The sequence below is a fragment of the Streptomyces sp. NPDC028907 genome, from assembly GCF_055564995.1.
In genome coordinates, this window is the sequence record NZ_JBVHVE010000030.1 from 1 (window position 1) to 25,359 (window position 25,359).

Here is a 25,359-nt window from a genome sequence, read left to right on the forward strand (position 1 = left end):
AACCCGGACTGGTTCAAGGCCTTCCTCGGCGTGATGCTCCTCGGCGCCGTCCTCATCAATCTGTGGGTCCAGCGCACAGCGACCAGGAGGTGACCCCAATGACCACCGAGAAGACCGGCACCCACGGTGCCATCCTCCAGGACGAGGCCCCGAAGAAGGACGCCCCGATCGTCGAACTGCGCGGTGCGGGCAAGGCCTACGGCAACATCCGTGCCCTGCACGGCGTGGACCTGAAGGTGTTCCCCGGCCAGGTCACCTGCGTCCTGGGCGACAACGGCGCCGGCAAGTCCACCCTGATCAAGATCATCTCCGGGCTGCACCAGCACACCGAGGGCGAGTTCCTCGTCGACGGCGCCCCCGTGCGCTTCTCCACCCCGCGCGAGGCCCTCGACCGCGGCATCGCCACCGTCTACCAGGACCTCGCCGTCGTCCCCCTGATGCCGGTGTGGCGCAACTTCTTCCTCGGCTCCGAGATGACCAAGGGCCCCTGGCCCCTGCGCCGTCTCGACATCGAGAAGATGAAGAAGACCGCCGACCACGAACTGCGCGAGATGGGCATCGTCCTCGACGACCTGGAACAGCCCATCGGCACCCTCTCCGGTGGCCAGCGCCAGTGCGTGGCCATCGCCCGCGCCGTCTACTTCGGCGCCCGCGTCCTCATCCTGGACGAGCCCACCGCCGCCCTCGGCGTCAAGCAGTCCGGCGTGGTGCTGAAGTACATCGCCGCCGCCCGCGAGAAGGGCCTGGGCGTCATCTTCATCACCCACAACCCCCACCACGCCTACATGGTCGGCGACCACTTCAGCGTCCTGCGCCTGGGCACCATGGAGCTCAACGCCTCCCGCGCCGAGGTCAGCCTCGAAGAACTCACCAACCACATGGCCGGCGGCACCGAACTCGCCGCGCTCAAGCACGAACTGAGCCAGGTCCGCGGCGTCGACGTCGAGGAACTCCCCGAAGAGGAAGACCTCACCGCACCCGTGGCGTCCACCGAAGGGAAGTCCTGACATGCCCCCTGCGCTCGACCGGATCCGGGTCGGCTCCGCGCCCGACTCCTGGGGCGTCTGGTTCCCCGACGACCCCGTACAGGTGCCCTGGGAACGCTTCCTCGACGAGGTCTCCGAAGCCGGCTACGACTGGATAGAACTCGGCCCGTACGGCTACCTCCCCACCGACCCGGCCCGCCTCACCGACGAGATCGACAAGCGGGGCCTCAAGGTGTCGGCCGGCACGATCTTCACCGGACTGCACCGCGGCCCCTCCGTCTGGGAGTCCACCTGGGAGCACGTCAGCGAGGTCGCCTCCCTCACCCAGGCCATGGGCGCCAAGCACCTGGTCGTCATCCCGTCGTTCTGGCGGGACGACAAGACCGCCGAGATCCTGGAGCCGCCGGAGCTCACCGGCGAGCAGTGGGCCCACCTGACCAAGGGCATGGAGCGCCTCGGTCACGAGGTGAAGGAGCGGTTCGGCCTCGACATCGTCGTGCACCCGCACGCCGACACCCACATCGACACCGAGGCCCACGTCGAGCGCTTCCTCGACTCGACCGACTCCGACCTGGTCAACCTCTGCCTGGACACCGGGCACTACGCCTACTGCGGCGGCGACAGCGTCAAGCTGATCGAGACCTACGGCGAGCGCATCGGCTATCTGCACCTCAAGCAGGTCGACCCGGAGATCCTCGCCGACGTGGTGAAGAACGAGATCCCGTTCGGCCCCGCCGTCCAGCGCGGCGTGATGTGCGAACCACCGGCGGGCGTACCGGAGTTGGGGCCGGTCCTGACGGCCGCGCAGAAGCTCAACGTGGACCTGTTCGCGATCGTCGAGCAGGACATGTACCCCTGTGAGCCGGACAAGCCGCTGCCCATCGCGGTCCGTACCCGTAAGTTCCTGAGGTCCTGCGGCGCCTGACGACCGCCTGACGACCCGAAAGGACGGCCGATCACCATGACCCAGCGTCCGCACACGCTCGGAGTCGCAGTCATCGGTACCGGAAAGATGGGCGCCGACCATGTGCGCCGCATCCAGGAGGTCACCAGCGGGGCACGGGTGACCGCCGTCGTGGACGTCGACGCGGAGCGCGCCAAATCGGTCGCGGCCCGCGTCGACGGCTGCACCGCCCACACCGACCCGGCCGCCGCGATGGCGGCGGCCGACGTCGACGCGGTGATCATCGCCTCGCCGGGCCCCGCCCACGAGGCGGCCCTCCTCACCGCCTTCGAGCACGACCTGCCGGTCCTGTGCGAGAAGCCGCTCACGCCCGACGCCGCCTCCGCGCTGCGCGTTCTGGAGGCCGAGCAGAGGCTCGGTCACCGCCGCGTCCAGGTGGGCTTCATGCGGCGCTACGACGCCGAGTACATGAAGCTCAAGTCCCTGCTGGAGACGGGCCAGTTGGGCCGCCCCCTGATGCTGCACAACCGGCACCGCAACGTCGCAAGCCCGCCCGGCTGGACCTCCGAGATGCTCATCAACGACTCCGTCACGCACGAGATGGACGTGACCCGCTGGCTCCTCGGCCACGAGATCACGGCCGTCACCGTGCTCGCCCCGGCACCGTCCGGCAACGCGCCGGACGGCATCCGCGACCCTCAGTTCGTCGTCTTCGAGACCGACGGCGGCGCGATCGTCGACGTCGAGATCTACGTCAACTGCGGATTCGGCTACCAGGTCCAGGCCGAGGCCGTCTGCGAACGCGGCACCGCCCGCGTCGGCGACGGCCACGCCATGGTCACCCACGCGGCCGGCCGCTGGGGCGGAATCATCGCCCAGGACTACATCGAGCGGTTCGCCGACGCCTACGACCGTGAGGTCCAGGCATGGGTGGACGCCACCCGGCGCGGCGAGGTCACCGGGCCCAGTGCCTGGGACGGGTACGCCGTGGCCGCGGTGTGCGAGGCGGGCGTACGGGCGCTGGAGGACGGCGGGCGGGTCCCGGTGGACCTGGTGGAGCGGCCCGCGCTGTACGTCTGACAGGGCACCGCACAGGGGCCGGGGGAAGCCTCCCCCGGCCCCTGTCCGTGCTCCGCCCCGCCGTGGGGGCGTTCAGCCCGCGAGCGCCGTACGCGGACGCGGCTCGAAGCCCGCCGCCCGGTAGGACTCGTCGATCAGCGTCATCGTCGCCACAGCGTCGTCCGCGTCCAGCGGCAGGGGGGCGTCCCGGCGGAGGTGCGCGGCGAGCGCCTCCAGCTGGTAGGTGTACGACGAGCGTGTGCCCAGCCGCTCCGTGCGCTCGCCGTCCGCCGTACGCACCACGACCCGGTCGTCCCGGTGCGGCAGCACGAAGTTCGGCGCGAACGCCTCGCCCGCCGAGCCGACGATCCGGCAGCTCATCTCCAACTCGTCGTACGCCATGTGGCAGCGCGCCGACGCGGTCGCGCCGCCGGGGAACTCCAACTCGGTGTCCAGCCACTCGTCGACACCCGGCGCGCCCGCTCGCTCGCCACCTCGGGCGGAGACGAGCCGCGGCGCGCCGCCCGCCCACGGCGCGAGCATCCGCACCGCGTGCAGGCTGTAGCAGCCGAGATCCATCATCGCGCCGCCCGCGAGCGGCAGCGACCAGCGTGGGTCGGAGTCGTCGGGCGCCGGAATCGCCACCCGCGTCTCCACCCGCTGGAGCTCGCCCAGTTCACCGCTCTCGACGAGCTCGTGCAGGCGCCGGGTGACGGGGTGGAAGAGGTAGTGGAAGGCCTCCATGAAGACCGTCCCGGCCTTCGCCGCCGCCTCCCGTACCTCGGCCGCCTCCTCGGCGTCGCTCGCCGACGGCTTCTCCGTCAGGACGTGCTTGCCGGCCGCCAGCGCGGCGAGGTTCCACGGGCCGTGCAGGCCGTTGGCGAGCGGGTTGTAGACGACCTCGACCTCGGGGTCGGCCAGCAGGTCGGCGTAGGAGTCCACGACCCGCTCCACGTCGTGCTCGTCGGCGAACGCCTCGGCGCGGGACCGGTCGCGCGCGGCCACCGCCACGAGGCGGTGGCCGGTCGTGCGGGCCGGGCCGACGAGGGAGAGCTCGGTGATGCGTGCCGCGCCGAGTACGCCGATGCGCAGCGGCTGCGGGCTCGGGTCGTTCATGCCTGCCGTACCTCCTCGATCGTCACCGGACGGTGCTCGTGCAGCGACAGTGTGCACGCGTCGGCGATCCAGCCGGCCTCCAGGGCGTCCTCGATGGTGCACGGGGAGGGCCGGGTTCCGGCCACGACCTCGGTGAACGCGGTGAGTTCGGCGCGATAGGCCGCGGTGAAGCGGTCCATGAAGAAGTCGTGCGGAGTGCCCGCGGGGAAGGTCACGCCGGGCTCCACGGAGCGCAGCGGCAGCTTGTCCTCCAGGCCGACGGCGATGGAGTCATCGAAGCCGTGGATCTCCATGCGGACGTCGTAACCCCGGGCGTTGTGGCGGGAGTTGGAGACCACGGCGATCGTGCCGTCGTCCAGGGTCAGGATCGCGCCGGTGGTGTCGGCGTCGCCCGCGTCCTTGATGTAGTCGGCGCCCTTGTTGCCGCCGACGGCGTACACCTCGACGACCTCACGGCCGGTCACCCAGCGGATGATGTCGAAGTCGTGCACCGAGCAGTCCCGGAAGATGCCACCGGAGGCGGCGATGTACGCGGCGGGCGGCGGCGCCGGGTCCAGTGTGGTCGAGCGGACCGTGTGCAGCTTGCCCAGCTCGCCGCTCTGCACGGCGGCGCGGGCGTTGACGAAGCCGGTGTCGAAGCGCCGGTTGTAACCGATCTGGATCGGCACGCCCTTGCCCTGGACGGCCTTCAGCACCTCCACGCCCTCGCTCATGGTCTTCGCGACGGGCTTCTCGCAGAAGACGGGGATACCGGCCTCGACCCCGGCCAGGATCAGCGCGGGGTGGGCGTCGGTCGCGGCGGCGACGACGATGCCGTCCACACCGGCGGCCAGCAGGGCCTCCGGCGAGTCCACGACCTCGGCGCCGAACCGCTCGGCGGCGGCCTTGGCGGCCTCCGCGAAGGGGTCGGTGACGACGAGGGAGTCGACCGCGTCGAGTCCGGAGAGGGTCTCGGCGTGGAAGGCGCCGATGCGGCCGAGGCCGAGGATGCCGATTCGCATGGTTCAGGTTCCTTATGTACGAGGCTTGAGACAGAGGTTCGAGTCCGAGGGCTGACGAGGATCTAGTCCAGGCCGCCGAGTACGTTCTGGTCCCAGTCGATCACCGATCCCGTCACCACGCCCGACCGGTCGGACAGCAGGAAGACCACGAACTCGGCGATCTCGTCGGGCTGCCCCAGCTTGCCCATGGGCAGCCTGGCGGCGGCCTCGTCAAGCCAGTCGTCCCCGGCCCCGTGGAAGGCCTTCTGCGTCGCGTCCTCTCCCTCCGTAGCCGTCCACCCGATGTTCAGGCCGTTGATCCGGACCCGGTCCCACCGGTGGGCGTGCGCGGCGTTACGGGTCAGCCCGATGAGGCCGGCCTTGGCGGAGACGTACGGCGCGAGGAACGGCTGCCCGCCGTGCGCCGAGGACGTGATGATGTTGACGATCGTGCCGGGCGCCTTGCGCGCGACCATGTCCGAGACGGCCGCCTGCATGGCGAAGAACGGCGCCTTGAGGTTGATCGCGATGTGCTGGTCGAACAGCTCGGGCGTGGTGTCGAGCAGCGTGCCCCGGGACGTCAGCCCCGCCGAGTTGACCAGGCAGTCGATCCGCCCGTACGCGTCGACGACCTCGGCGACGGAGGCCTTCGCCTTCTCGGCGTCCGCGAGGTCGGCCCGCACGAACATGGCCTTGGCGCCCGCGGCGGCGAGTTCGGCCATCAGGGCTTCGCCGGGCTCGGCGCGCCGCCCGGTGACGGCCACGACCGCCCCCTCACGAACGGCGGCCCGCGCGATGGCGGCGCCGACACCCTGGCTGCCGCCGTTGACGAGGACGACCTTGTCGTCGAGAAGTCCCATGTCTTTCGGGTCCTTTCAGCTCTGGTCAGCTCTGGTCAGCTCAGGTCAGCTCTGGCGCCGCTCGGCGCCGGCCCGCAGCTCGTCGCGCAGAGCCTCGGGGGTCCATCCCTCGCGCAGCGCACGCCGTACGATGTCCGCCTGGCTGGGCGGGGCGAGCCCGTCGACCGGCGGGTCGCTGTCGAGGTTGGTGGGGAAGGGGTAGCCCTCGGCGCTCGCGGCGATCACGTTCGCCGTCCACGCCTCGTCGACGCCCTCGCTCCCGCGCCGGCGCAGTACCGGGTACACGGCGCCCGCGACGGCCTCGCGGTCCACCGTCTCCATGGCCCGCCCGAACGCCGAGGACACCTGGAGGAGGTTCGCCATGCGTCGGATGTCCGCCGACCGGTTGGTGCCGGCCGCGTGGAAGAGCGCGGGGTTGAAGAAGGCCGCGTCGCCCTTGGCGAGGGGCAGCTGGACGTGGCGGTCCTCGAAGTACGCCTGGAACTCGGGCAGTCGCCACGCGAGGTAGCCGGGTTCGTACCGCTGCGAGTACGGCAGGTACATCGTCGGCCCGGACTCCACCGGCATGTTGCAGTGCGCGACGGCGCCCTGGAGGGTGAGCACGGGGGAGAGGAGGTGGACATGGGCCGGGTAGGCGGCCGCGACCTCGCCCGAGAGGAAGCCCAGGTGGTAGTCGCGGTGCACGGTCTGCGCCGCGCCGCCCGGGTTGACCACGTTCACCTGGGAGGTGACCTGGTAGCCCGGCCCGAGCCAGGCGGTCGAGACCAGGGCCAGGATGTCGTTGGCGTAGTAGTCGGCGAAGGCCTCGGGGTCGTACAGGGCCGCCTTCTCCAGCGCGTTCCAGACCCGGTCGTTGGCGCCCGGCCTGGCGAAGTGGTCCCCGGCGTTCGTGCCCGCGGCGCGCTGCTCGGCGATCAGGGCGTCGAACACGGCGCTGAGCCGGTCGATGGTCCCCGGGTCCGGGAAGGCGCCCCGGAAGACGGCGATGCCGGGTCCTTCGGTGAGGGCGCGGACCAGTTCGGCCTGTACCGCACGGAGGGCGTCGGCCTTGCGTAGGCGGTCGCTGTCGTAGACGAGGACTTCGCGCTCCACGGCGGAGGCGTACGGGTAGTCGGCGAGGTCGGTGGTCCGCTCGACGAGTGCACGGAAGTCGGCGAGGTCGCAGTCGTGCTCGGACAGCCAGGGCCGGCGGTGTGCGGCGGTGAAGGACATCGGTGTCCTCTCGGTGACAGGGGCGACTCAGCGCTGCCATTCTTGTCATGACAATCCCGTCGAACAACCAGCAGCCGCCCATCAAAAACCCCTCAAGGAGCCGTCGCATGGGCCACCCCTTCCCGATCCGGGAAATCGCACGTCAGGCGGGCCTGAGCGAGGCCACGGTGGACCGGGTCCTGAACGGCAGGGGAGGGGTGCGCGAGAGCACCGCGCGGGAGGTCCAGCAGGCCATAGCCGACCTGGACCGGCAGCGCACCCAGGTCCGCCTCGTGGGCCGTACCTTCATGATCGACATGGTGGTGCAGGCGCCCGAGCGGTTCACCACCGCGGTGCGGGCCGCCCTGGAGGCCGAGCTGCCGTCCCTGCACCCGGCCGTCGTGCGCTCACGCTTCCACTTCCGGGAGACCGGACCGATGCCGGAGCTGACCCGGACGCTGGACCGCATCGCGCGGCGCGGCTCGCAGGGCGTGATCCTCAAGGCCCCGGACGTCCCGGAGGTCACCGCCGCCGTCGCCCGGCTCGCGGAGGCCGGCATCCCGGTGGTGACCCTGGTGACCGACCTGCCCTCCACCGCCCGCCTCGCCTATGTCGGCATCGACAACCGGGCCGCGGGGGCGACAGCCGCCTACCTCATGGGCCAGTGGCTCGGCGACCGCCCGGGCAACGTGCTGACCAGCCTCAGCAGTGGCTTCTTCCGCAACGAGGAGGAGCGCGAGATGGGCTTCCGCAGCGCCATGCGGGCCCGCCATCCCGACCGCACGCTCGTCGAGATCGCCGAGGGCCAGGGGCTGGACGCCACCCAGTACGAACTGGTCCGGGCCGCGCTGGAGCGGGACCCCGACATCCGCGCCGTCTACTCGATCGGCGGCGGCAACATCGCCACCCTGCGGGCCTTCGCGGACCTGGGCCGGGAGTGCGCGGTGTTCGTCGCGCACGATCTCGACCAGGACAACACCCGTCTGCTGCGCGAGCACCGCCTGTCCGCCGTCCTCCACCACGACCTGCGCCAGGACATGCGCGAGGCCTGCCACATCGTGATGCGGGCCCACGGCGCGCTGCCGCCGGCGGGGCCCACGCTGCCGTCGGCGATCCAGGTGGTGACGCCGTACAACATGCCCACGCCCATCGGGTGACGATCGAGGGCGCACGCCTGGCGTGTACACCGGTCGGCAGGCCCCGGCTCCCTGCCGTCGTGCACATGTGGAAGTCGAACCCGGACAGCGGTCCCGAGCGCCTCGTGGCCCTCGCCGACGGCGTGTTCGCCATCGCCCTGACGCTGCTGGTCCTGGACTTCTACGTCCCCCGGGGACTGGCCTCGGACGAGTACGACGACGCTCTGCACGAATGCCCTTCCCCACCGAGCTGCTCTGCGAGTACGGCAGAGAGCCCGAGTCGGTCGCCGTGCACGCGGCGGCGGTCGCGGGCCTCGGCGCCGCTGGTCGTGTTCGTCGTCAGCATCCCGCTCGCCCTGGCCGACCGGGCGCGCTGACCCCGGACCTCACGCTCCGGCGGCCACGTCCACCCACGCGCCGCTCCGAGCCGACCGCGTCATCGCGTCGAGTACGGCGGCGCTGCGCACGGCGTCGTCGAGGGTGGCTCCGTGCGGGGTGTCCTCGGCGACCGAGCGCAGGAAGCGGTACGCCTCGACGACCTTGAGGTCGTCGTAGCCCATGGCGTTCGCGGCGCCCGGCTGGAAGGCGCCGAACTCGCCGTCGCCCGGTCCGACGTACACCGTGCTGACCGGCTGGTCCTGGTAGCTGGTGCCGCGGCTGACGCCGAGCTCGCCCATGCGGCGGAAGTCCCAGAACACAGCGCCCTTGCTGCCGTGCACCTCGAAGCCGTAGTTGTTCTGCTCGCCGACCGAGACCCGGCAGGCCTCCAGCACGCCACGGGCGCCGGAGGCGAAGCGCAGCAGGCAGTTGACGTAGTCCTCGTTCTCCACCGGGCCGAGTTCGCCGGTGGCGAGGGTGTGGCCGGCGGTCGCGGCGGTCGGGCGGGCGCGCTCCGGCACGAAGATCGCGGTGTCGGCGGTCAGCGAGGCGATGTCGCCGAGCAGGAAGCGGGCCAGGTCGGCGCCGTGCGAGGCGAGGTCGCCGAGGACTCCGCTGCCGCCGCGCTCACGCTCGTAACGCCAGGTCAGGGCGGACTGCGGGTGGGCGGCGTAGTCGCTGAAGAGGCGGATGCGCACGTGGGTGACGGCGCCGATCTCGCCGGCGGCGATCAGGTCGCGGGCGGTCTCGACGGCGGGCGCGTTGCGGTAGTTGAAGCCGACCGCGCTCTGTACGCCGGCCTTGGCGGCCGCGTCCGCCACCGCCCGGGCGTCCTCGGCGGTCAGGCCGACCGGCTTCTCGATCCAGATGTGCTTGCCGGCCTCGGCCATCGCCACGCCGATCTCGCGGTGCAGGAAGTTCGGCGCGGTGATGCTGACGGCCCGCACGCGCGGATCGGCGGCCACCTCGCGCCAGTCGCGGGCCGTCGAGGCGAACCCGAACCGTGCCGCGGCCTCCTCGGCCCGGCCGGGCACGTCCTCCGCGACGGTCACCAGCTCAGGACGCAGCGGCAGGGCCGGATAGTGGTGCGCGACCCGGGCGTACGCCTGCGTGTGCACCCGTCCCATCCAGCCGAATCCGACGACGGCGACGCCGAGCGTGTCCACCATTGCAGCCCCTCTTTGGACCGGTCCATTTGCTGTCCAGCTCACCTTGAGCGCGGCCCGGCCGTGGTGTCAACCCTTTGCGTCCCCTTTGACAAGCCTTGGCGGTTCATGGAACGGTCCATGTCCATGAGAGCGCCGACGATCCGCGATGTGGCCGACCGGGCCGGCGTCTCCAAGTCGCTGGTCTCGCTGGTGCTGCGCGGCTCGGACCAGGTGCGCCCGGAGAAGCGGGAGGCGGTCCTGCGAGCCGTACGTGAACTCGGCTACCGCCCGAACGCCGCCGCCCGCAGCCTCAGCGAGCAGCGCACCCGCACGGTCGGCGTCCTCCTCAACGACCTGCGCAACCCCTGGTTCGTCGACATGCTCGACGGCCTGAACTCCCTCCTGCACGACAATGGCCTGCGCATGCTCCTGGCCGACGCCCGCCTCAACCGCCGTACCGGACAGGACCCGGCCGGCCCCTTTTTGGACCTCGGGGTCGACGGCCTGATCGTGGTCGGCACGCTGCCCGACCCGGCCGCGCTCGGGGCCGTCGCCGAGCGCCTCCCGGTGGTGGTGGCGGGGGCACGCGAGCCGCAGCTGCCCGGCGTGGACGTGGTCGCCAACGACGACGAGCGGGGCGCCCGCCTGGTCACCGAGCACCTCATCGGGCTCGGGCACCGGCACATCGCGCACATCGCCGGGTACGGCGCGGTCGGTGAGCTGCGGCGGCGGAGCTTCGAGGCGACGATGCGGGAGCACGGCCTCGCGGACGAGGCGGTCGTCGAGGCGAGCGACATGACCGAGGAGGGCGGCTACCGCACGACGGTCCGGCTGCTGAGCCGCACGGAACGGCCGACGGCCGTGTTCGCGGTGAACGACATCGCCGCCATCGGCGCGCTCTCGGCGGCCGAGGAGACGGGGCTGCGGGTGCCGCGAGACCTGTCCGTCGTCGGCTACGACAACACCAGCATCGCCCGGCTGCGCCACGTGTGGCTCACGACCGTCGACAACGCCAGCCACGAGGTCGGCCGCCGCGCGGCCCGCCGTCTGCTCGACCGGTTCGAGGGCACCGGGGGAGCGGGCGAAGTCCGCCTCGCGGTACCGACGTTGGAGATCCGCGGCTCTACGGCGCCCCCGCGCCTCACTGGTTGATCGCGTACGCCTTGCGCAGCGTCTCGTGCACCGTCCACGTCGTACGGTCGCCCTCGCGCAGTACGGCCATGTCGCCGGGCCCCAACCTCAGCGTCGGCCCGCCCTCGACCTCGATGGTGGCCGACCCGCTGATCACGACGAACAGCTCGTCGGCCTCGGTGTCGGTGACCACGCCGGGCGTGATCTGCCAGATCCCGCGCACCTGACGCCCGTCCTCCGACTCCCAGACCACCTTGCCGGTCACCTCGGGCGTCCCGGACACGACCTGCTCGGGCGCGAGGGGTTCGGGTTCGAGCTCGGCGTCGGGAATGTGCAGTACGAAGCTGTGCGTCATGCGGCGACCCTAGCCGGGCGGGGGAGGGGAGCGGCCTGGACGGAGTGTGCGGTGTCGGCGGGACCGGGCGGACACTCCGTCGCGGCTCGGCAGTGGCCCGCAATACGGCGGACAAAATTGTTGACAATTCTGTTTGGCTGGATTTAGGTTCGACAGGCACTCACTCAGGGAGGGCGCATGCCGAAGGAAGCCCGTCCGAGCACCGGGGAGCAGGCCAGGCAGCACGCGCTCGCGCGGCTGCGGCAGGCGATCCTGCACGGCGAGATGGCACCGGCTCAGCGGCTGGTGGAGAACGAGCTCGCCGAGCAGTTCGGTGTGACACGGGCCAGCATCCGCGCGGCGCTCATCGATCTGGAGGCTCAGGGACTGGTCGAGCGGATCCGCAACCGTGGCTCACGGGTGCGGGTGGTGACCGTGGAGGAAGCGGTCGCCATCACCGAGTGCCGCATGGTCCTGGAAGGGCTCTGTGCGGCCAAGGCCGCCGTCGCGGCCGGCGACGAGCAGCTGACGCAACTCGCGGACCTGGGCACGGCGATGACCAAGGCCGTGGCCGACGGTGAGCCGCTGACCTACTCCGAGCTGAACCAGGAACTGCACGCCAGAATCGGGGACTTCTCCGGCCAGCGGACGGCCGTGGAACTGCTGGAGCGGCTCAACGCACAACTGGTGCGCCACCGCTTCCAGTTGGCCCTCAGGCCCGGGCGTCGGCAGCACTCCCTGAACGAGCACCTGACCATGATCGAGGCGATCCGGGCCAGGGACCCGCAGGCGGCCGAGGCGGCCGTCCGCGCCCACCTCACCAGCGTGATCGAGGCGCTGCGCGACTGAGCCGTACGCCGAACGGGTCGGGTCGTACGACGAGCGCGTCGTACCGATCGCCGCGCGGCTGACGCGAACGAGGCGGGCGCCCACCTCTCACTCAAGGAGAAGCCTGTCATGGCGCATCCCGATGCGCCCTCCCTCACGCTCGAACAACCTCGCGCGGGGGACCCCCGTCCCCACCACGCTCCACCCTCGTCATCACCGCACACGCCGGTGACCTCGTGTGGCGCGCGGGCGGAGTCATCGCCCTGGCCGCGTCCCGGGGCGAGAAGGTCACCATCGCCTGCCTGACCTTCGGTGAGCGCGGCGAGTCGGCCAGGGCCTGGCGCGAGGGCAGGAAGCTCGACGAGATCAAGGCGATACGCCGTGACGAGGCCGAGCGCGCCGCCGCCCTCGGCGCCGAGGTCCGCTTCTTCGGCGCCGGCGACTACCCGCTGACCGCCACCGCCGAGCTGACCGACCGACTCGTCGCCGTCCACCGCGACACGCAGCCCGACGTCGTGCTCACCCACCCGACCGAGGACTCGTACAACGGCGACCACCCGGCCGCCAACCGCATGGCCCTGGAGGCCCGGGTCCTCGCCCAGGCCATCGGCTACCCGGGCGAGGGCGAGATCATCGGCGCCCCCGCCGGTGGGGAAGCGAGCAGGAGCTCATGGGCGCGCACTGACCGGCGTACGCGCCGACCGGGGGTGAGGAGGGCGTCGCTCGCCGCAGCGCCTGCGGCGAGCGACGCCCGTCATATGTACAGACGAACCATATGTACAGATGAACCGAACTGGGTTATACGACGGTCTCGCGTATTGTTGCGTCATATGCCCGTAGTGCTGCAGGGCGGCTCTCGTGACGTCGGGGGCAGGTGTGTTCACAGTTGATGGGGGATCAGGACGTGACGGCATTTCTCGCACTGGTGGCTGTCGTCGCGTTCATGGCGAAGGCAGGACTGCCGTGGTGGGTGGTCGCGGCGGTGACCCTGCTGATGGCGGGGTTCGTCGCGGGGATGTCCTGGAGCCCCGGGAGGTGCGCCAGGAGCACTTCGGCGTCCGCCCCGCCGGTTCAGCCCGTCTGGGCCTCCGCCGACAGGAGTTCGACCGTCCGGCCGGTCTCGACGCACGTCCGGGTGACGTGCCCGGAGGATTACACCCACAACGTGCCCAGCGAGCCCTCGCCGATGGTGCGGAACAGGTGAGGGACCGGCGAAGGGATGTACGCCGGCGAACAGGGCGACACGGTGTCCGGGCGCCCGGCGTTCAGGCGGCGCCCGTCGCCTCCCGTATCCGCCGGGCGATCAGGGCGTAGACCTCGCGGGCCTTGCCGTCGTCCTGCCCGTCGTACCCGTGGTCGGCGCCGCGCACCTCATGGTGGTCGACCAGTGCCCCCGCGCCCCGGAGCCGCTCGGCGTACCGCTCGCCCTCGGCCCGCAGCAGGTCGAACTCGGCGGTGACCACCAGGGCGGGCGCGATGCCCTTCAGGTCCGCGGTGTCCGAAGGGTGCGCGGGGGAGACGAGCCGGTCAACGCGCCGGCGCGCGTCCGGGACGTACGACGTGTCGAAGACGTCGGCCATCCAGGGGCGCAGCATCGGCCTGGCGATGGCGGCCCGCTTGTCCCGGGCGTGGGTCGCCAGGTCGAGCGGCGGATAGTGCAGCACCTGGAGTGCGACGGCGGGCTCGCCCTCCTCGAGGGCCTGTCGCGCCACGGCCGCCGCCAGTCCGCCCCCGGCGCTCTGCCCGCCCACGGTGAGCCGCCCGCCGTCCCAGCCCTCCTCGGAGCCGTGCTCCGCGACCCACCGGACGACGTCGTACGCCTGTCGGGGCGGCGCCGGGAACGGATGCTGCGGGGCGACGACATAGTCCACGTTGACCACGACCACGCCGGCCTCGGCGGCCAGGAAGCGGCACAGCGGGTCGTCCAGCTCGGTCAGCGCCATGACGTAGCCGCCGCCGTGGAAGTTGACGTGCACCGGGGGAGCGGGCTCGTCGTTCGCGGGCAGATACACGGTGGCCCGGGCCGGGGCGATCGACGTGGGAATCGTCAACTCCCGCACCTTTCGCGGGAATTCCGGGAACCGGGCGTGTGAAGCGGCGGCGGAGCCCCGGCCGCCGGTCCGCCGGTCCGCCATGGCGGTCGCACGTTGCATCGCCTTGGCGATGAAGGCCGCCACCGCGGGCCGGGCCAGGAGGGTCATGTGGCTCCGATCGGTTCGCGGGCCGTGGGCTTCCCCCCGGCTTCCCGCCACGAGATCTGATTGAGTTCCGCAATTGTAGGCGTCGACAACTATGAGTCAAGGGGTCGCGGCGGTCGAGGCGGGGTGTGTATGCGGTAGGGTTGACCTGCGTGATCACGCGGTTCGCCGTGGGATGCGCGCCGGGACGTGGCGCAGCTTGGTAGCGCACTTGACTGGGGGTCAAGGGGTCGCAGGTTCAAATCCTGTCGTCCCGACAGTTCGATGGACTGTCTGTCCGGATCGGGGCCTCGTCTCACACCGCGTGAGACGAGGCCCTTGGTTGTTTCCTGCTGCTTCCGACCGTCGCCCCTCGGGGTTCCCGGGACCCCTCCCGTGGGTGGAGGCGCATCATGCGGGTACCGCCCGACGAGCCCACGCCCCGAGGAGATCCGCGATGACCCTCTCCGCCAGCCTCGCGCGTGGTGTCGCGCCCACCACGCCCGGGACCCTGCATGCCCGGACGGTCACCGGGGAACTCAGCGCGCCGCCCCGCCCGGGGCTCACGGTCCGCTTCGGGCGCGGCGAGAAACCGGACGTTGACCTGGGAGTCGGCGTGGACGACCTGCGGGTGAGCCGACGGCACGGTGAGTTGACGTACCGTCAAGGGCTGTGGTGGCTACGGAACACCGGGCAGCAGCTCGTCCGGCTGCCGCGCGGCCGGATGATGCACCTCAGCACCGAGCCGATGCCGCTCGACACCGGCTACACCCCGCTGTTCGTGAAGGGGTCCGGCTACCGCGAGCACCTGGTGGAGCTGTACGTGGCGGGCCACGACGACCAGGGACCCCTCTCGCGGCGGCGCGCCGAGACCATCCGGCCGGAGACCTGGGCGCTCAACGACGACGAACGGCTGCTGCTGGTCGTCCTCGGCCAGCGCTACCTGCTGTACGAGGAGGACCCGCGCCCCCTGTCGTACGCCACGGCAGCCAAGCAGCTCGCCTACCTCCGTCCGGACGCGAAGTGGACGGAGCGCAGGATCGAGCACCGCATCGAGGCCGTACGCCACCGGCTGGACCGCACCGGCTTCCGGTACCCGCTGATCCACGACAAGTCGCAGGGCCGCCCCGGTGACAACAGCCTGCTGCACAACCTGATCAAGGGCCTGGTGGAGTCCACGACGCTCGTACCGCCGGACCTCGACCTGATGGAGGACGACGCGGCCTGGCCCGACTCCGCGCCCTGAGTCCTCAGCCGCCCAGTCTGCCGGCGGCGGAGGCCGCGAGGTCCCTGACCATCCCGCAGAGCTTGTCCGTGGGCTGCTGCCCACCGACCTCCAGACGCACCATCTCGACGGCGGTCTCGGCGTCCTGGCCGCTGTACCTGCGGTACTCCACGAACGCCGAGCAGGTGTCCGCGTCGTCGCCCTTCTCGATCACGGTGCGATGTCCGCTGAGACTGAGGGCCGTGCCCTCCTCGGCCGACTTGGGCTGGTCGCGGAAGAAGCTCACCTCCGCGTCCAGTTCGTCGACGTCGCTCGACCACTCGCAGCTCCAGTCCGCGATGCCGACCTCCGGCACGTCGACCTCGATCCCGGGCACGGCGGACAGCGCCTTGGCGTCGAGCAGTTCGCAGGCGTTCCGCCAGGCCAGCGAGGTGCGCGGGTAGGCGGGCGAACGCCGCTGGAGCGGGCCCCGGTCGAGGACCTGGGCCGCACCCCGGGCGGCCTTGTCCGCGACCGCGCACAGGGCCGCGGTGCCGCCGAACAGGGAGCCCTTGCCCATGTTGACGCGGACCCCGACCAGGGTGTCACCGTTGGCCGTCAGCAGCAGCTTGCACTCGTCGTTCTCGGCCTGCTCCTCGCGGATGCCGATCCGTCCGACGGTACTGGAGGGCTTCGAGCCCTCGGGCGCCGAGCCCTTGCGCAGGCTCACCGACACGTCGATACGGGTCTTGTCGTCGACACCCACGAGCACGTCGCAGCGGTCGAAGTTCCCGTAGTCGACGTCCACCCGGATCTCCCCGTCGCCGAACTGCTCGAAGGCGGCGGGGTCGGCCAGGGCGCACACGTCGGCCGTGTGCGGGTCGCCGATCAGGGCCCGCGTCCCACCGTCCGGGGCGTTCCCGCCGAGCCGGCTCCGGCTCGGTCCTGGCTGCGGAGCGGCCTTGCCGTCGTCGTCGCCGTCCGGCAGGGCGACGAGCCCCAGGGCCAGTGCGGCGCTCACGCCGAGTGCCGCGGCGACCAGCTGCGGCCGGCGGCGCCATCGCCGGCGCCCGCTGACGGGGCTGGTGGTGCCCGGGTCCCGTGAGGGCGCCGGCCCGGACCCGGCGACCTCCTCCAGGAGCCGCTTGACCTCGGCGGCCTCGGGGCGTTGCCGGGGATCGCGGCGCAGCATGGAGGTGAGCACCGGGTACAGCGGGCCGACGGAGGCGGCGTCCAGCTCGACGACACCCTGCTCGGCCTTCCAGTACCGCAGACGCTCGGCCTCCTCCTCGGTCCCCGTCCCGGCCGGGGCGGCGTCGTCCACGGGGGCGCCACCGCGCGGCGGCGCGCCGGTGACCAGCGCACAGAGGGTGGCCGCCAGACAGAACACGTCGGAGGCGGGCCGCGGGACGTTGCCCCGGGCCAACTCGGGGGCGGCGTAGTCGGGGGTGAAGCTGAACGGGCCGTTGACGGTGACGGTCTCGGTGCCGCCGACCCGGTAGGCGGCACCGAAGTCCAGTAACTTCGCGGTCCCGTGCCGGGTGAGCCCGATGTTGGCGGGCTTGACGTCGCAGTGGACGATGCCCGCCTCGTGCAGGGCGGCCAGCGCGTCCGCGAGCTCGGCCCCGATCCGGGCCGCCCGCACGGGAGAGACCGTCGGCTGCCGGTCCAGGCCGCCGCCGGGGACGTACTCCATGACGAACCAGTACGTCTTTGGGCCGTCGCCCTCCTCGGACGCCGGGATGACGTCGAACAGGGTCACGACGTGCGGATGGTCGCGGAACTTGGCCATGGCGCGCGGCTCGCCCAGCAGCCGGCGCACGGCGGTCTCGCCCTCGCCGTCCGTCCGTTCGGGTTTGAGGGCGACGTCCTGGCCCACCACCGTGTCGTGGGCCAGCCACACATCGCCGCCCCGGCCCGCGCCGATGACCTCCTTGAGGACATAGCGGTCGGCGAACTCGTCCCCGGAACGCACGGATCTTCCCCCTCGGTCGATTCCCGGACGCACACGGCCCGGAGCCGCACGCGTGGATCGCATCGAACCTAACGCGTGGGGCGGACCGTACGCAGTGTCTACCCAGAGCCTTCATCAGTCGCACGCATGCGCAGGCATCCCGTATGTGCGGATGCGGTGAGACCACCGGTGCCGGGAGGGGGTCCCACGATTTCCGGGAGGGGTCCCGGCGATCGCGCGTACCGTACGCGCGGCCCGAACCACGCAGGACTTTCCAAGCACCCCCAGGCGCCCCCGACAGGAAGGCACTTCTCCATGCCCAGCACCCGGACCCTCGTGTTGGCCGGTCTGACCGCGGCCGTCTCGACCGCCACGCTCACCCTGTCCACACACGCCGGCGCGCAGACCCCGCAGCGGGCCGCCGCCCGGTGCGCCCACCCCGCCGACGTCCTCGATCTGACGAACTGGAAGCTGACGCTGCCCACCGGCGAGGACGAGGACCCCACCGAGATCACCCAGCCCGAGCTGGCGACCTTTTCCGCCGCCCCCTGGTTCCGGGCGGAGGCCGGCTGTGACGCGGTGCGGTTCCGGGCCGCCGTCAACGGCGTGACGACCGGAGGTTCCAGCTATCCGCGCGCCGAACTGCGGGAGATGACCGACGACGGCGCGGACGAGGCCGAGTGGTCCACCACCGACGGCACCCACACCCTCGTGGTCCGCGAGGCGTTCACGGCCCTGCCCGAGGAACGGCCGTATTTGGTCGGCGCGCAGGTCCACGGCGGGGACGACGACGTCACCGTCTTCCGGCTCGAAGGCAGCAGCCTCTACATCACCGACGGCGACGACCGGCACGCCCACCTCGTCACCGACGACTACGAACTCGGCACCGAGTTCGAAGCCCGGTTCGTGGCCCGGGACGGGGAGATCGACGCCTACTACAACGGCCGCCTGGAGACCACGGTCTCCCACGACGGCGACACCAACTACTTCAAGGCGGGCGCCTACACGCAGGCCAACTGCGACAACTCCGAGCCGTGCACCGACGACAACCACGGCGAGGTCCGCATCTCCCGCATCAAGGTCACCCACTCCTGACCGGCCGACGGCGTCCGGGAGGGGTCCCGGGCGGTGCGTGGCACGGTGAGGTGACCTCAGGGGACGGAAGGGGCGGTGGATGACGGGGGACACGACGGGCGCGGGGAGGGCACTGCTGACCCGTGGGCAGCGGATCAACTCCGCACTCGTCGTGGACCGCAGGCTCGGCGAGGGCGCCTTCGCCGAGGTGTACCGGGTACGGCACCACATCCTCGGCTGGCAGGCGCTGAAGCTCTTCAAACACGTGGCCTCGCTGGCCGCGACCTCCCGGATGTTCGACGAGGCCCGCATCCTCTCCACCCTGGGGCACCCCAACATCATCCGGGTCTTCGACGCGGGCACCGTGCAGACCTCCGAGGGGGTGCGCGGCTACATCACCATGGAGTACGTGGCCGGCGGCAGCCTGGAGCGGCTGATCGCCTCGCACTCCCGCGCCGTACCGGTCGGTGAGGCCACGGCCGTGCTGCGGCAGGCCGCCGATGGACTCGCCGTCGCCCACGAGCGGCAGCACCCCATCGTGCACCGCGATCTGTCGCTGGCCAACGTGCTCATCACCTACGACGAGTCCGGACTGCGGGTGAAGGTCAGCGACTTCGGGCTGGCCAAGGAGACCGACCCGGGGACCAGGGCGGCCAGCGCTCAGGGGACGGTCGCCTACATGCCGCCGGAGGTGCTGCGCCGGGGCACGGGCTACTCGTGCGCCGGAGACGTCTGGGCGCTCGGCACCATCGCGTACTTCCTGCTCACCGACCACTTCCCGTACGACGGCGGCGACCCGGTGCAGTCCTTCTCGCTGGAGCGGTTCAGCCGTCCGCTGCCGCCGCCGAGCTCCTTCAACGACGAGGTCGGGCCCGCCCTGGACACGCTCGTCCTGGACATGCTGCGCACCGACCCGACGGACCGGCCCGCCACGGCCCGGGCGGTAGCCGAACGCGCGCAGACCCTGCGGCCCTCACAGGGGCAGCGGTCGCCCCGGCAGGGGCCCGCGGTGGTGGAGCGGTCCGTCGAGGAACTGGTGCGGGCGGCCATCGCGCTCTCCCGGATGCCGGGCCGGCTGGCCGATGCCGCCAACCAGCTGGAAGAGGCCCTCAGCCGCCACCCCCGGCTGAGGGAGCGGCACCTGGCGCGGCTGATGACGTGGCGCCGGGGGGTGGTCATGTGAGGGGCCCGGCGCACGAGGTGCGGCCGCACCAGCGGCGGACGTACGGGCAGCGGACGTATGGACAGCGGACGTATGGAGAGGCGATGGACAAGACGACCACGGGCGGCCGGGCGGGTGCACCGTCCGCCGCTCGGAGCGGCACCGGCAGCCTGTCCCGCTGCACCGACCTGGCCGGGGTGCGGCTGTACCGCGACAACGCCTTCGCCGTCACCGGTCTCCCGGCGAACGCGCGAGGACGGGCCGTACGGCAGCACCGACAGCGGCTGGAGGCGCGGCTCGCGGTGCGGGACACGCTGCCCCCGGACCCGGACTCGCCGCTCGTGGGCGGCCCCCGCAAGGAGGAGGTCCGGGCCGCGTTCGAGGAGTTCCAGGACCCGCGGCGACGGCTGGTGGACGAGTTGCTGTGGCGGTGGGGCGACGCCGACCTGAAGTGCGGCTGCCCCCGCGCCCTGCACGAGGAGCACGACGACGCGGTGCGCTTCCACGCCATGGCGCTGGAGGCGGAGGCCGGCCGCGGCAGCGTCACCGCGGAGGGGCGGGACACCCTGTGGCGGGGCGCGGCCGGCGGCTGGGGACTGCTGCTGGGACGCCCGGAGTTCCGGCAGCACATCGCCCACCGGATCGAGGACCTGGACGATCCCCGGCTGGGCGAGCACACCGCGGCCGACTTCCTCGCCGCGCTGCCCCCTCTGCTCGTCTCCCCGCTCCGGGAACTCGCCGCCGACGCGGACTTCCGGCCCCGGCTCGCGGGAGTCTGCGCGGCCTGGTCCGAACACGAGGTGTTCGCGGGGCTCTTCACCCCACTGTTCGAGGAGACCGTGGAGGACACGGTCGAGCAGATCACCGAAGGTCTGCTGTCCGCCAAGCGTCAACAGGAAGCCGGACGGTACGGCGACGCCGCCCTGACCCTGCGCGAGCAGGTTCTGCCCGCGTTCGAACGCCTCGGGGAGTTCCGGGTGTTCGTCTCGGAGTGGCGGTACGAGGAGGTCGCGCACGTCGTCGCCGTGGGCCTGAACAACCTCGCGGTGGCCCTCGCGGACCACCACCTGCACAGGAGGCCGACCGCCGAGCAGCGGCAGACCATGGTCGAGCTCACGGAGGCGGCGTACGAGATCGCCCCGGACCGCGACATCCAGGGAATCGAGGCGAACTGGGACGCCATTCACTCCCAGTTCGGGCAGCACGCCCGGACCGTCGAGGCCGGGGGCTCCGGCGATGTGTGGGGCGGCCTGCGGCTGGGCTGTCTGCTCGTCCTGCTCCTCATGGTGCTTCCCGCCCTGATCGCCTATCTGGTCAACAGCTGAGTCACCGGTGCCATGAGGACGGCACAGAAGGAGGAACCCATGCATCGCCCGGTGGCTCCCCAAGTGCGGGATCTCCTGCGCCAGTTGCGGCATCCCCCGCAGTTCCGCATCCCCCGCCCGCCGCTGGACCCCGCCCAGGCCGAGTGGGTCGCCGCGGTGCTCGACGAGGTGGCGGCGGCCGAGGCCCTCGCGGAGCAGGCCCGCACCCCGCGGGGCGCCGGAACCGACGCGCTGCTCGGGGCCGCCGTCGGTATCTGGCGCGCCCTGCGCAAGCTCGACCGGCAGACCGGCTCCCTCTCGGCGGCCGACCTGCGACAGGTGCGCCGCCAGGTCCACGCGAGCCGCCAGGCGCTCGCCGACGACGGACTGGAGATCCAGGAGCACGACGGCATGCCCTTCGACTCCGGTCAGTCCCTGGAGGCACTGGTGTTCCAGGACGAGCCGGGACTGGACCGCGAGGTCGTGCTGGAGACCGTACGACCGTCGGTCTACTTCCGCGGTGAACGCATCCAGATGGGCCAGGTCATCGTCGGCAGGCCCGCACCCGAACACACACCGGCCGCCGAACCCGAGCCGGCCACCCAACGGACCCAGGCCCCCGAGCAGCCCCCGGCCCTCGGCACCTGAACGACCAAGGAGACCGACCCATGCGCGAGACCATCGACTTCGGCATCGACCTCGGCACCACCAACAGCGCCATCGCGGTGGCGGAGGACGACGGTGTCCGGGTCGTCAAGAACAACGACGGCTGGGAGTTCACACCCTCCGCCGTGTGGATCCCCAAGGAGGGGGTGATCCACGTGGGCAGGCGGGCCCGCGAGCGCACGGAGAGCGATCCCGACAACGCGTACGCCGAGTTCAAACTGGAGATGGGAGCGGCCGGCGCGCACCGGCTCTTCCACCGCACGGGCGCGTCGCTGACACCCGAGGAACTCTCCGCCGAGGTGCTCAAGTCCCTGCGGCAGGACGCCGCGCACGAATACGGGTACCAGCCGGAGGCGGCCGTGATCACCGTCCCGGCCTCCTTCGCCCTGAACCAGAACAACGCCACCAGCTCGGCCGCGGCCCTCGCCGGGCTCGGTGAGCAGTGTCCGCTGGTGCAGGAGCCGACGGCCGCCGCGATCGCGTACGGCGTGCAGGACGCCTCCGAATCCGCCCACTGGATGGTGTTCGACCTGGGCGGCGGCACCTTCGACGCGGCACTGATGAGCAAGCGCGACGGCGAGCTGCAGCTGATCCAGCACGCGGGCGATCCGTACCTCGGCGGCAAGCTCATCGACTGGGCCCTCGTCGACGACCTCCTGGCCCCCGCCGTCCACGGCGACCTGGGCCTGGCCGACTTCGCCCGCAACAACCCGCGCTGGCGCAAGAACTTCGCCAAGCTCAAGCTGGAGGCGGAGAACGCCAAGATCGCCCTGTCCCGCACGGACTCCGTCGAGATCTCCGTCGACCTGGACGACGGCAGTGGCGGCATCGAGCCCTTCGAGTACGTCCTGACCCGCGGCGCCCTCGACGACCTGGCTCTTCCCTTCTACACCCGAGCCGTCCGGCTCTGCCGCGACGCCCTCGCCCAGAGCGCGCTGCGCCCCGACCACATCGACCGGCTGCTCCTGGTCGGCGGCGCGACCCTCAGCCCGGGCCTGCGCGAACTGCTCGCCGACCCCGTCGAAGGACCCGGCATCCCCCTCGACCACAGCCAGGACCCCACCACCGTGGTCGCGCGCGGAGCCGCCGTGTTCGCCCGCACCGTCCGGCTGCCGAGGAAGCCGCAGAAGGCGGCACAGGGCGAGTTCGCGATCGAGCTCCACTATCCGGCGCAGTCCGTCGACACCACCGGCATCCCCGTCTCCGGCAAGGTGAGCAGCGGCAGCGCGGTCGACTGGACCAGGTTCGCCGTCACCCTCAGCAATCCCGACGGCCGGCCGCCGTTCCGCGGTCCGCTCACCGAGATCGGCGCCGACGGCACCTTCTACACCGAGGTGGCCATCGACGCCGACACCCGCTCCCGCTTCACCGTGGAGCTCACCGACACCTCCGGCACCCGGCGGAAGCTGGCCGGCGACACCTTCTCCATCACCCACGCGGCCGTCGTCCCCGGCGACGCGGTGCTCACCGGCACCCTCGGCATCGGCAAGGCCGACGGCTCCTTCGACCCACTGCTGCGCAAGGGCACCACCCTGCCGGCCCAGATCACCAAGCCCTACCGGACGACCATCCCGCTGCGCCGCGCCCAGCCCGACGCCGTCATCCGCATCCCGCTGCTGGAGGGGGAGCGCAGGCGGGCCGACCGCAACACCCGCGTCGGCCTCATCGAGATCCGCCCGCGCGACATCCGCATCGACCTGCCCGCCCAGAGCGAGGTCGAGGTGACCTTCGAGATCCAGGCGAGCAACCGGGAGGTCCTCGTCACCGCCGACATCCCCCTGCTGGAGCAGCAGTTCGAGGCGACGATCAACCGCTCCGAGCTGCTGGCACCGGAACACGACGAGCTGGTGGACCGCCTGCACGACCTGGAACAGCGGGTACGTCTCCTGCAGGACCAGGCCGAGGAGGTGTACTCCGACCAGGCGCGGGAGCAACTGGCCGACCTCGCCGAGCAGAAGACCATCCCCCAGCTCCGCAAGGAGGTCGACGCGGCCGCCGTCGACACCGGTGCCGCCGTCACCAGCGAGCGGCGCATCCGTGATGTGGAGGCCCAGCTCGACGACATCGAGCAGGCCATCGAGATCCCCGGGCTGCAACGCGAGCTGTGGGATCTGCTCAGCTCCTGCGAGGACGTCATGGAACAGACCGGCGGCGGCCCCTCGGACCGTCGGGAACTGCAGAACATGCGCGACCGGGCCGGCTCGCTCGGCGACGACGCCACTCCGGCGGACCTGCGGCGGCTCATCAAACGGGCCGGCGAGTTCCACGTCGAGCTCCTGCGCCGCACCGACCAGTGGGAGTACGTGGTCTTCCACGCGCTGGTGGAGATGCGGGACGACATGTTCTCCCGGGCCCAGGCGGACGCCGCGATCCTGGAGGGCCGCCGGGCCGTCGCCGCGGGGAACCGCCGGGCCCTCGCCGGGGTCAACGAGCGGTTGCGCCGACTGCTGCCGCCGGGGGCCGCCGAGGAGGCCGAGCGGATGTCCGGTGGCGTCAACTAGCCGGTCGGAGCAGAGGAGTTGACGGTGCCCACATCACCCACCCCGGTCCGGCACACCGACGAGTTCAGGGTCGTCCTGCTCGTCTCGCGCGCACGGGCGGCCGCCCGCTCCGGTGACCTGGACGGCGCGCTGCGGCTGCTGAACGAGGCCGACGAGCCCGCCCTGGCAGGCCATCACGACGTACTCGACCTGCTCGCCCGCGTACACGCCCAACGGGGCGAGGCGGCCCGGGCGGCGGAGTACTGGCGAAGGGTCCAGGAGCAACGGCCGCAGGACCCCGCCGCGTCGGCGGGACTGGCGAGGCTCGACCGGCTCGGCCGACGCGGCCCACGCGCGGCGCTCGCCCGGCACCGCACCCGTACCGCACTGGCCGCAGCGGTCTGCGCGGTGGCCGCCATCACGGCCTGCACGGTCGTCCTCACCGACGACACGGGCGGACGACCGGAGCGGCCGGCCCCCTCGCAGGCCGACCGCGCGGAACAACTCGCCCGGCGCCTCGAAGCCGAACACCGGGCGCGGCAGGAACAGGAGCGCGCCCGCGCTTCGGCCCGCCGCGCGGACGTGGTGGCGGCGCTGGCCCGCGAACTGCGCGCACCGGGCGTCGACGCCGCCGCGCACGCGGACTCGGTGGAAGTCACCTTCACCGACGGGCTCTTCTCCGAGGCCGACCGGCTCACCCCGGTCGGCGCCGACCGGCTGGCCGTCCTCGGTGGCCGCCTCGCGGGACGGCGGGCCGACGTCGAGATCCTCGGCCACACCGCCACCGTCCCCGGTGCCCCGGACAGCGGCGGCTCCGTCCTCGCCCTGTGGCGGGCGCTCGTCGCCGCACGGGAGTTGAGCGCCGCCAGTGGCAGGCCCCTGACGGCGTTCACGACGGCGAGCGCGGATCAGCGGGACGCGCCGTACGCGGGCGTCGCGCGGAACCGGACGGTCACGGTGCTGATCACGCCCGGCTGACCGGACGGTGATGCGGCGGCAGGCACCGCACGCTCAGCGGGTGACAAGCAGCCCCCGGCCCCGCAGTACCCTGCGCTCCAGCGGGCTGAAGATCAGCAGGTCGATGGCGATGCCGACGAGCAGGATCAGGAAGATGGCGAGGAACACCTGGGACATGCTGCTGTTGGTGCGGCCTTGTTCGAGGAGTTGCCCCAGTCCGATGCCGAGGTCGGGTGAGGTGGCGATGATCTCGGCGGCCATCAGGGACCGCCACGAGAAGGCCCAGCCCTGCTTCAGACCGGCCAGATAGCCGGGCAGCGCGGCCGGCAT

General features: G+C 71.9%; 25 protein-coding genes and 1 tRNA gene. 17 read left to right on the forward strand and 9 right to left on the reverse strand.

Annotation, left to right across the window (positions count from 1 at the left end):
• Window positions 1-98 precede the first annotated feature (98 nt).
• From ACZ4UU_RS44170 to ACZ4UU_RS44180, 3 genes are read left to right on the forward strand one after another with little or no spacing between them, the layout of a single operon-like run.
• On the forward strand, window positions 99-1,007 hold the full coding sequence (locus ACZ4UU_RS44170) for an ATP-binding cassette domain-containing protein (RefSeq protein WP_471909105.1): 909 nt from the start codon (window positions 99-101) through the stop codon (window positions 1,005-1,007).
• 1 nt (window position 1,008) lies between these two features.
• On the forward strand, window positions 1,009-1,911 hold the full coding sequence (locus tag ACZ4UU_RS44175; RefSeq protein ID WP_048579994.1) for a sugar phosphate isomerase/epimerase family protein: 903 nt from the start codon (window positions 1,009-1,011) through the stop codon (window positions 1,909-1,911).
• A gap of 36 nt (window positions 1,912-1,947) precedes the next feature.
• The gene (locus ACZ4UU_RS44180; RefSeq protein WP_471909106.1) at window positions 1,948-2,970 is read left to right on the forward strand and encodes a Gfo/Idh/MocA family protein; all 1,023 of its coding nucleotides are present in this window, start codon (window positions 1,948-1,950) and stop codon (window positions 2,968-2,970) included.
• Between the two features lie 72 nt (window positions 2,971-3,042).
• Here ACZ4UU_RS44180 and ACZ4UU_RS44185 read toward each other — a convergent pair whose 3' ends face one another.
• The 4 genes from ACZ4UU_RS44185 to ACZ4UU_RS44200 all read right to left on the reverse strand — a co-directional run bounded on the left by ACZ4UU_RS44185 (window position 3,043) and on the right by ACZ4UU_RS44200 (window position 7,117).
• Window positions 3,043-4,065 carry a Gfo/Idh/MocA family protein gene (locus tag ACZ4UU_RS44185; RefSeq protein WP_471909107.1) on the reverse strand — a complete coding sequence of 341 codons (1,023 nt, stop codon included), beginning with the start codon at window positions 4,063-4,065 and terminating at the stop codon, window positions 3,043-3,045.
• Window positions 4,062-5,066 carry a Gfo/Idh/MocA family protein gene (locus tag ACZ4UU_RS44190; RefSeq protein WP_471909108.1) on the reverse strand — a complete coding sequence of 335 codons (1,005 nt, stop codon included), beginning with the start codon at window positions 5,064-5,066 and terminating at the stop codon, window positions 4,062-4,064. The genes ACZ4UU_RS44185 and ACZ4UU_RS44190 overlap by 4 nt, the downstream gene beginning before the upstream one ends.
• Window positions 5,067-5,128: 62 nt before the next feature.
• Window positions 5,129-5,905, reverse strand: a complete 777-nt coding sequence (locus ACZ4UU_RS44195; protein WP_471909109.1) for an SDR family oxidoreductase — start codon at window positions 5,903-5,905, stop codon at window positions 5,129-5,131.
• Window positions 5,906-5,950: 45 nt separating this feature from the next.
• Window positions 5,951-7,117: a phytanoyl-CoA dioxygenase family protein gene (locus tag ACZ4UU_RS44200; protein WP_471909110.1), complete on the reverse strand. Its 1,167-nt coding sequence runs from the start codon at window positions 7,115-7,117 to the stop codon at window positions 5,951-5,953.
• Between the two features lie 107 nt (window positions 7,118-7,224).
• Here ACZ4UU_RS44200 and ACZ4UU_RS44205 point away from each other — a divergent pair, with 107 nt between their 5' ends.
• On the forward strand, window positions 7,225-8,253 hold the full coding sequence (locus ACZ4UU_RS44205; protein WP_471909111.1) for a LacI family DNA-binding transcriptional regulator: 1,029 nt from the start codon (window positions 7,225-7,227) through the stop codon (window positions 8,251-8,253).
• A gap of 65 nt (window positions 8,254-8,318) precedes the next feature.
• Window positions 8,319-8,609 carry a TMEM175 family protein gene (locus tag ACZ4UU_RS44210; RefSeq protein WP_471909112.1) on the forward strand — a complete coding sequence of 97 codons (291 nt, stop codon included), beginning with the start codon at window positions 8,319-8,321 and terminating at the stop codon, window positions 8,607-8,609.
• Window positions 8,610-8,618: 9 nt separating this feature from the next.
• Here ACZ4UU_RS44210 and ACZ4UU_RS44215 read toward each other — a convergent pair whose 3' ends face one another.
• Window positions 8,619-9,779 carry a Gfo/Idh/MocA family protein gene (locus ACZ4UU_RS44215; protein ID WP_471909113.1) on the reverse strand — a complete coding sequence of 387 codons (1,161 nt, stop codon included), beginning with the start codon at window positions 9,777-9,779 and terminating at the stop codon, window positions 8,619-8,621.
• Window positions 9,780-9,902: 123 nt separating this feature from the next.
• Between ACZ4UU_RS44215 and ACZ4UU_RS44220 the strand changes: the two genes are divergently transcribed.
• Complete coding sequence (locus ACZ4UU_RS44220; RefSeq protein WP_471909127.1) at window positions 9,903-10,910, forward strand: LacI family DNA-binding transcriptional regulator; 1,008 nt, start codon at window positions 9,903-9,905, stop codon at window positions 10,908-10,910.
• Here ACZ4UU_RS44220 and ACZ4UU_RS44225 read toward each other — a convergent pair.
• Window positions 10,900-11,244, reverse strand: coding sequence for a cupin domain-containing protein (locus ACZ4UU_RS44225; RefSeq protein ID WP_471909114.1), 345 nt, complete (start codon window positions 11,242-11,244; stop codon window positions 10,900-10,902). The genes ACZ4UU_RS44220 and ACZ4UU_RS44225 overlap by 11 nt on opposite strands.
• 177 nt (window positions 11,245-11,421) lie before the next feature.
• Here ACZ4UU_RS44225 and ACZ4UU_RS44230 point away from each other — a divergent pair, with 177 nt between their 5' ends.
• From ACZ4UU_RS44230 to ACZ4UU_RS44240, 3 genes are all read left to right on the forward strand, one after another.
• The gene (locus ACZ4UU_RS44230) at window positions 11,422-12,072 is read left to right on the forward strand and encodes a GntR family transcriptional regulator (RefSeq protein ID WP_471909115.1); all 651 of its coding nucleotides are present in this window, start codon (window positions 11,422-11,424) and stop codon (window positions 12,070-12,072) included.
• A 191-nt stretch (window positions 12,073-12,263) separates the two neighbouring features.
• On the forward strand, window positions 12,264-12,941 hold the full coding sequence (locus ACZ4UU_RS44235) for a PIG-L deacetylase family protein (protein ID WP_471909128.1): 678 nt from the start codon (window positions 12,264-12,266) through the stop codon (window positions 12,939-12,941).
• 14 nt (window positions 12,942-12,955) lie between these two features.
• Window positions 12,956-13,255, forward strand: coding sequence for a hypothetical protein (locus ACZ4UU_RS44240; protein WP_471909116.1), 300 nt, complete (start codon window positions 12,956-12,958; stop codon window positions 13,253-13,255).
• 61 nt (window positions 13,256-13,316) lie between these two features.
• On the opposite strand, the gene ACZ4UU_RS44245 is transcribed toward ACZ4UU_RS44240, so the two are convergent.
• Window positions 13,317-14,252: an alpha/beta hydrolase fold domain-containing protein gene (locus ACZ4UU_RS44245; RefSeq protein ID WP_471909117.1), complete on the reverse strand. Its 936-nt coding sequence runs from the start codon at window positions 14,250-14,252 to the stop codon at window positions 13,317-13,319.
• A gap of 180 nt (window positions 14,253-14,432) precedes the next feature.
• Between ACZ4UU_RS44245 and ACZ4UU_RS44250 the strand changes: the two genes are divergently transcribed.
• A tRNA-Pro gene (locus ACZ4UU_RS44250) sits at window positions 14,433-14,506 on the forward strand.
• Window positions 14,507-14,685: 179 nt separating this feature from the next.
• Window positions 14,686-15,474: an FHA domain-containing protein gene (locus tag ACZ4UU_RS44255; RefSeq protein WP_471909118.1), complete on the forward strand. Its 789-nt coding sequence runs from the start codon at window positions 14,686-14,688 to the stop codon at window positions 15,472-15,474.
• A 4-nt stretch (window positions 15,475-15,478) separates the two neighbouring features.
• On the opposite strand, the gene ACZ4UU_RS44260 is transcribed toward ACZ4UU_RS44255, so the two are convergent.
• Window positions 15,479-17,407: a serine/threonine-protein kinase gene (locus ACZ4UU_RS44260; protein ID WP_471909119.1), complete on the reverse strand. Its 1,929-nt coding sequence runs from the start codon at window positions 17,405-17,407 to the stop codon at window positions 15,479-15,481.
• Between the two features lie 294 nt (window positions 17,408-17,701).
• Between ACZ4UU_RS44260 and ACZ4UU_RS44265 the strand changes: the two genes are divergently transcribed.
• The 6 genes from ACZ4UU_RS44265 (at window position 17,702) to ACZ4UU_RS44290 (ending at window position 25,050) form a co-directional block, all read left to right on the forward strand.
• Window positions 17,702-18,481: a polysaccharide lyase family 7 protein gene (locus tag ACZ4UU_RS44265; RefSeq protein WP_471909120.1), complete on the forward strand. Its 780-nt coding sequence runs from the start codon at window positions 17,702-17,704 to the stop codon at window positions 18,479-18,481.
• A 79-nt stretch (window positions 18,482-18,560) separates the two neighbouring features.
• A complete protein-coding gene (locus ACZ4UU_RS44270; protein ID WP_471909121.1) occupies window positions 18,561-19,643 on the forward strand; it encodes a serine/threonine-protein kinase in 1,083 nt (360 codons plus the stop codon).
• A gap of 83 nt (window positions 19,644-19,726) precedes the next feature.
• Entirely contained in the window at window positions 19,727-20,947 is a 1,221-nt protein-coding gene (locus ACZ4UU_RS44275; protein WP_471909122.1) for a hypothetical protein, read from the forward strand.
• A 39-nt stretch (window positions 20,948-20,986) separates the two neighbouring features.
• On the forward strand, window positions 20,987-21,574 hold the full coding sequence (locus ACZ4UU_RS44280; protein ID WP_471909123.1) for a hypothetical protein: 588 nt from the start codon (window positions 20,987-20,989) through the stop codon (window positions 21,572-21,574).
• A gap of 20 nt (window positions 21,575-21,594) precedes the next feature.
• Window positions 21,595-24,093 (forward strand): Hsp70 family protein, encoded by a 2,499-nt coding sequence (locus tag ACZ4UU_RS44285; protein WP_471909124.1) that lies wholly within the window; start codon window positions 21,595-21,597, stop codon window positions 24,091-24,093.
• A 24-nt stretch (window positions 24,094-24,117) separates the two neighbouring features.
• Entirely contained in the window at window positions 24,118-25,050 is a 933-nt protein-coding gene (locus ACZ4UU_RS44290; RefSeq protein ID WP_471909125.1) for a tetratricopeptide repeat protein, read from the forward strand.
• A gap of 33 nt (window positions 25,051-25,083) precedes the next feature.
• Here ACZ4UU_RS44290 and ACZ4UU_RS44295 read toward each other — a convergent pair.
• The coding region (locus ACZ4UU_RS44295) for an ABC transporter permease subunit (protein ID WP_471909126.1) at window positions 25,084-25,359 on the reverse strand (276 nt) is incomplete at its 5' end.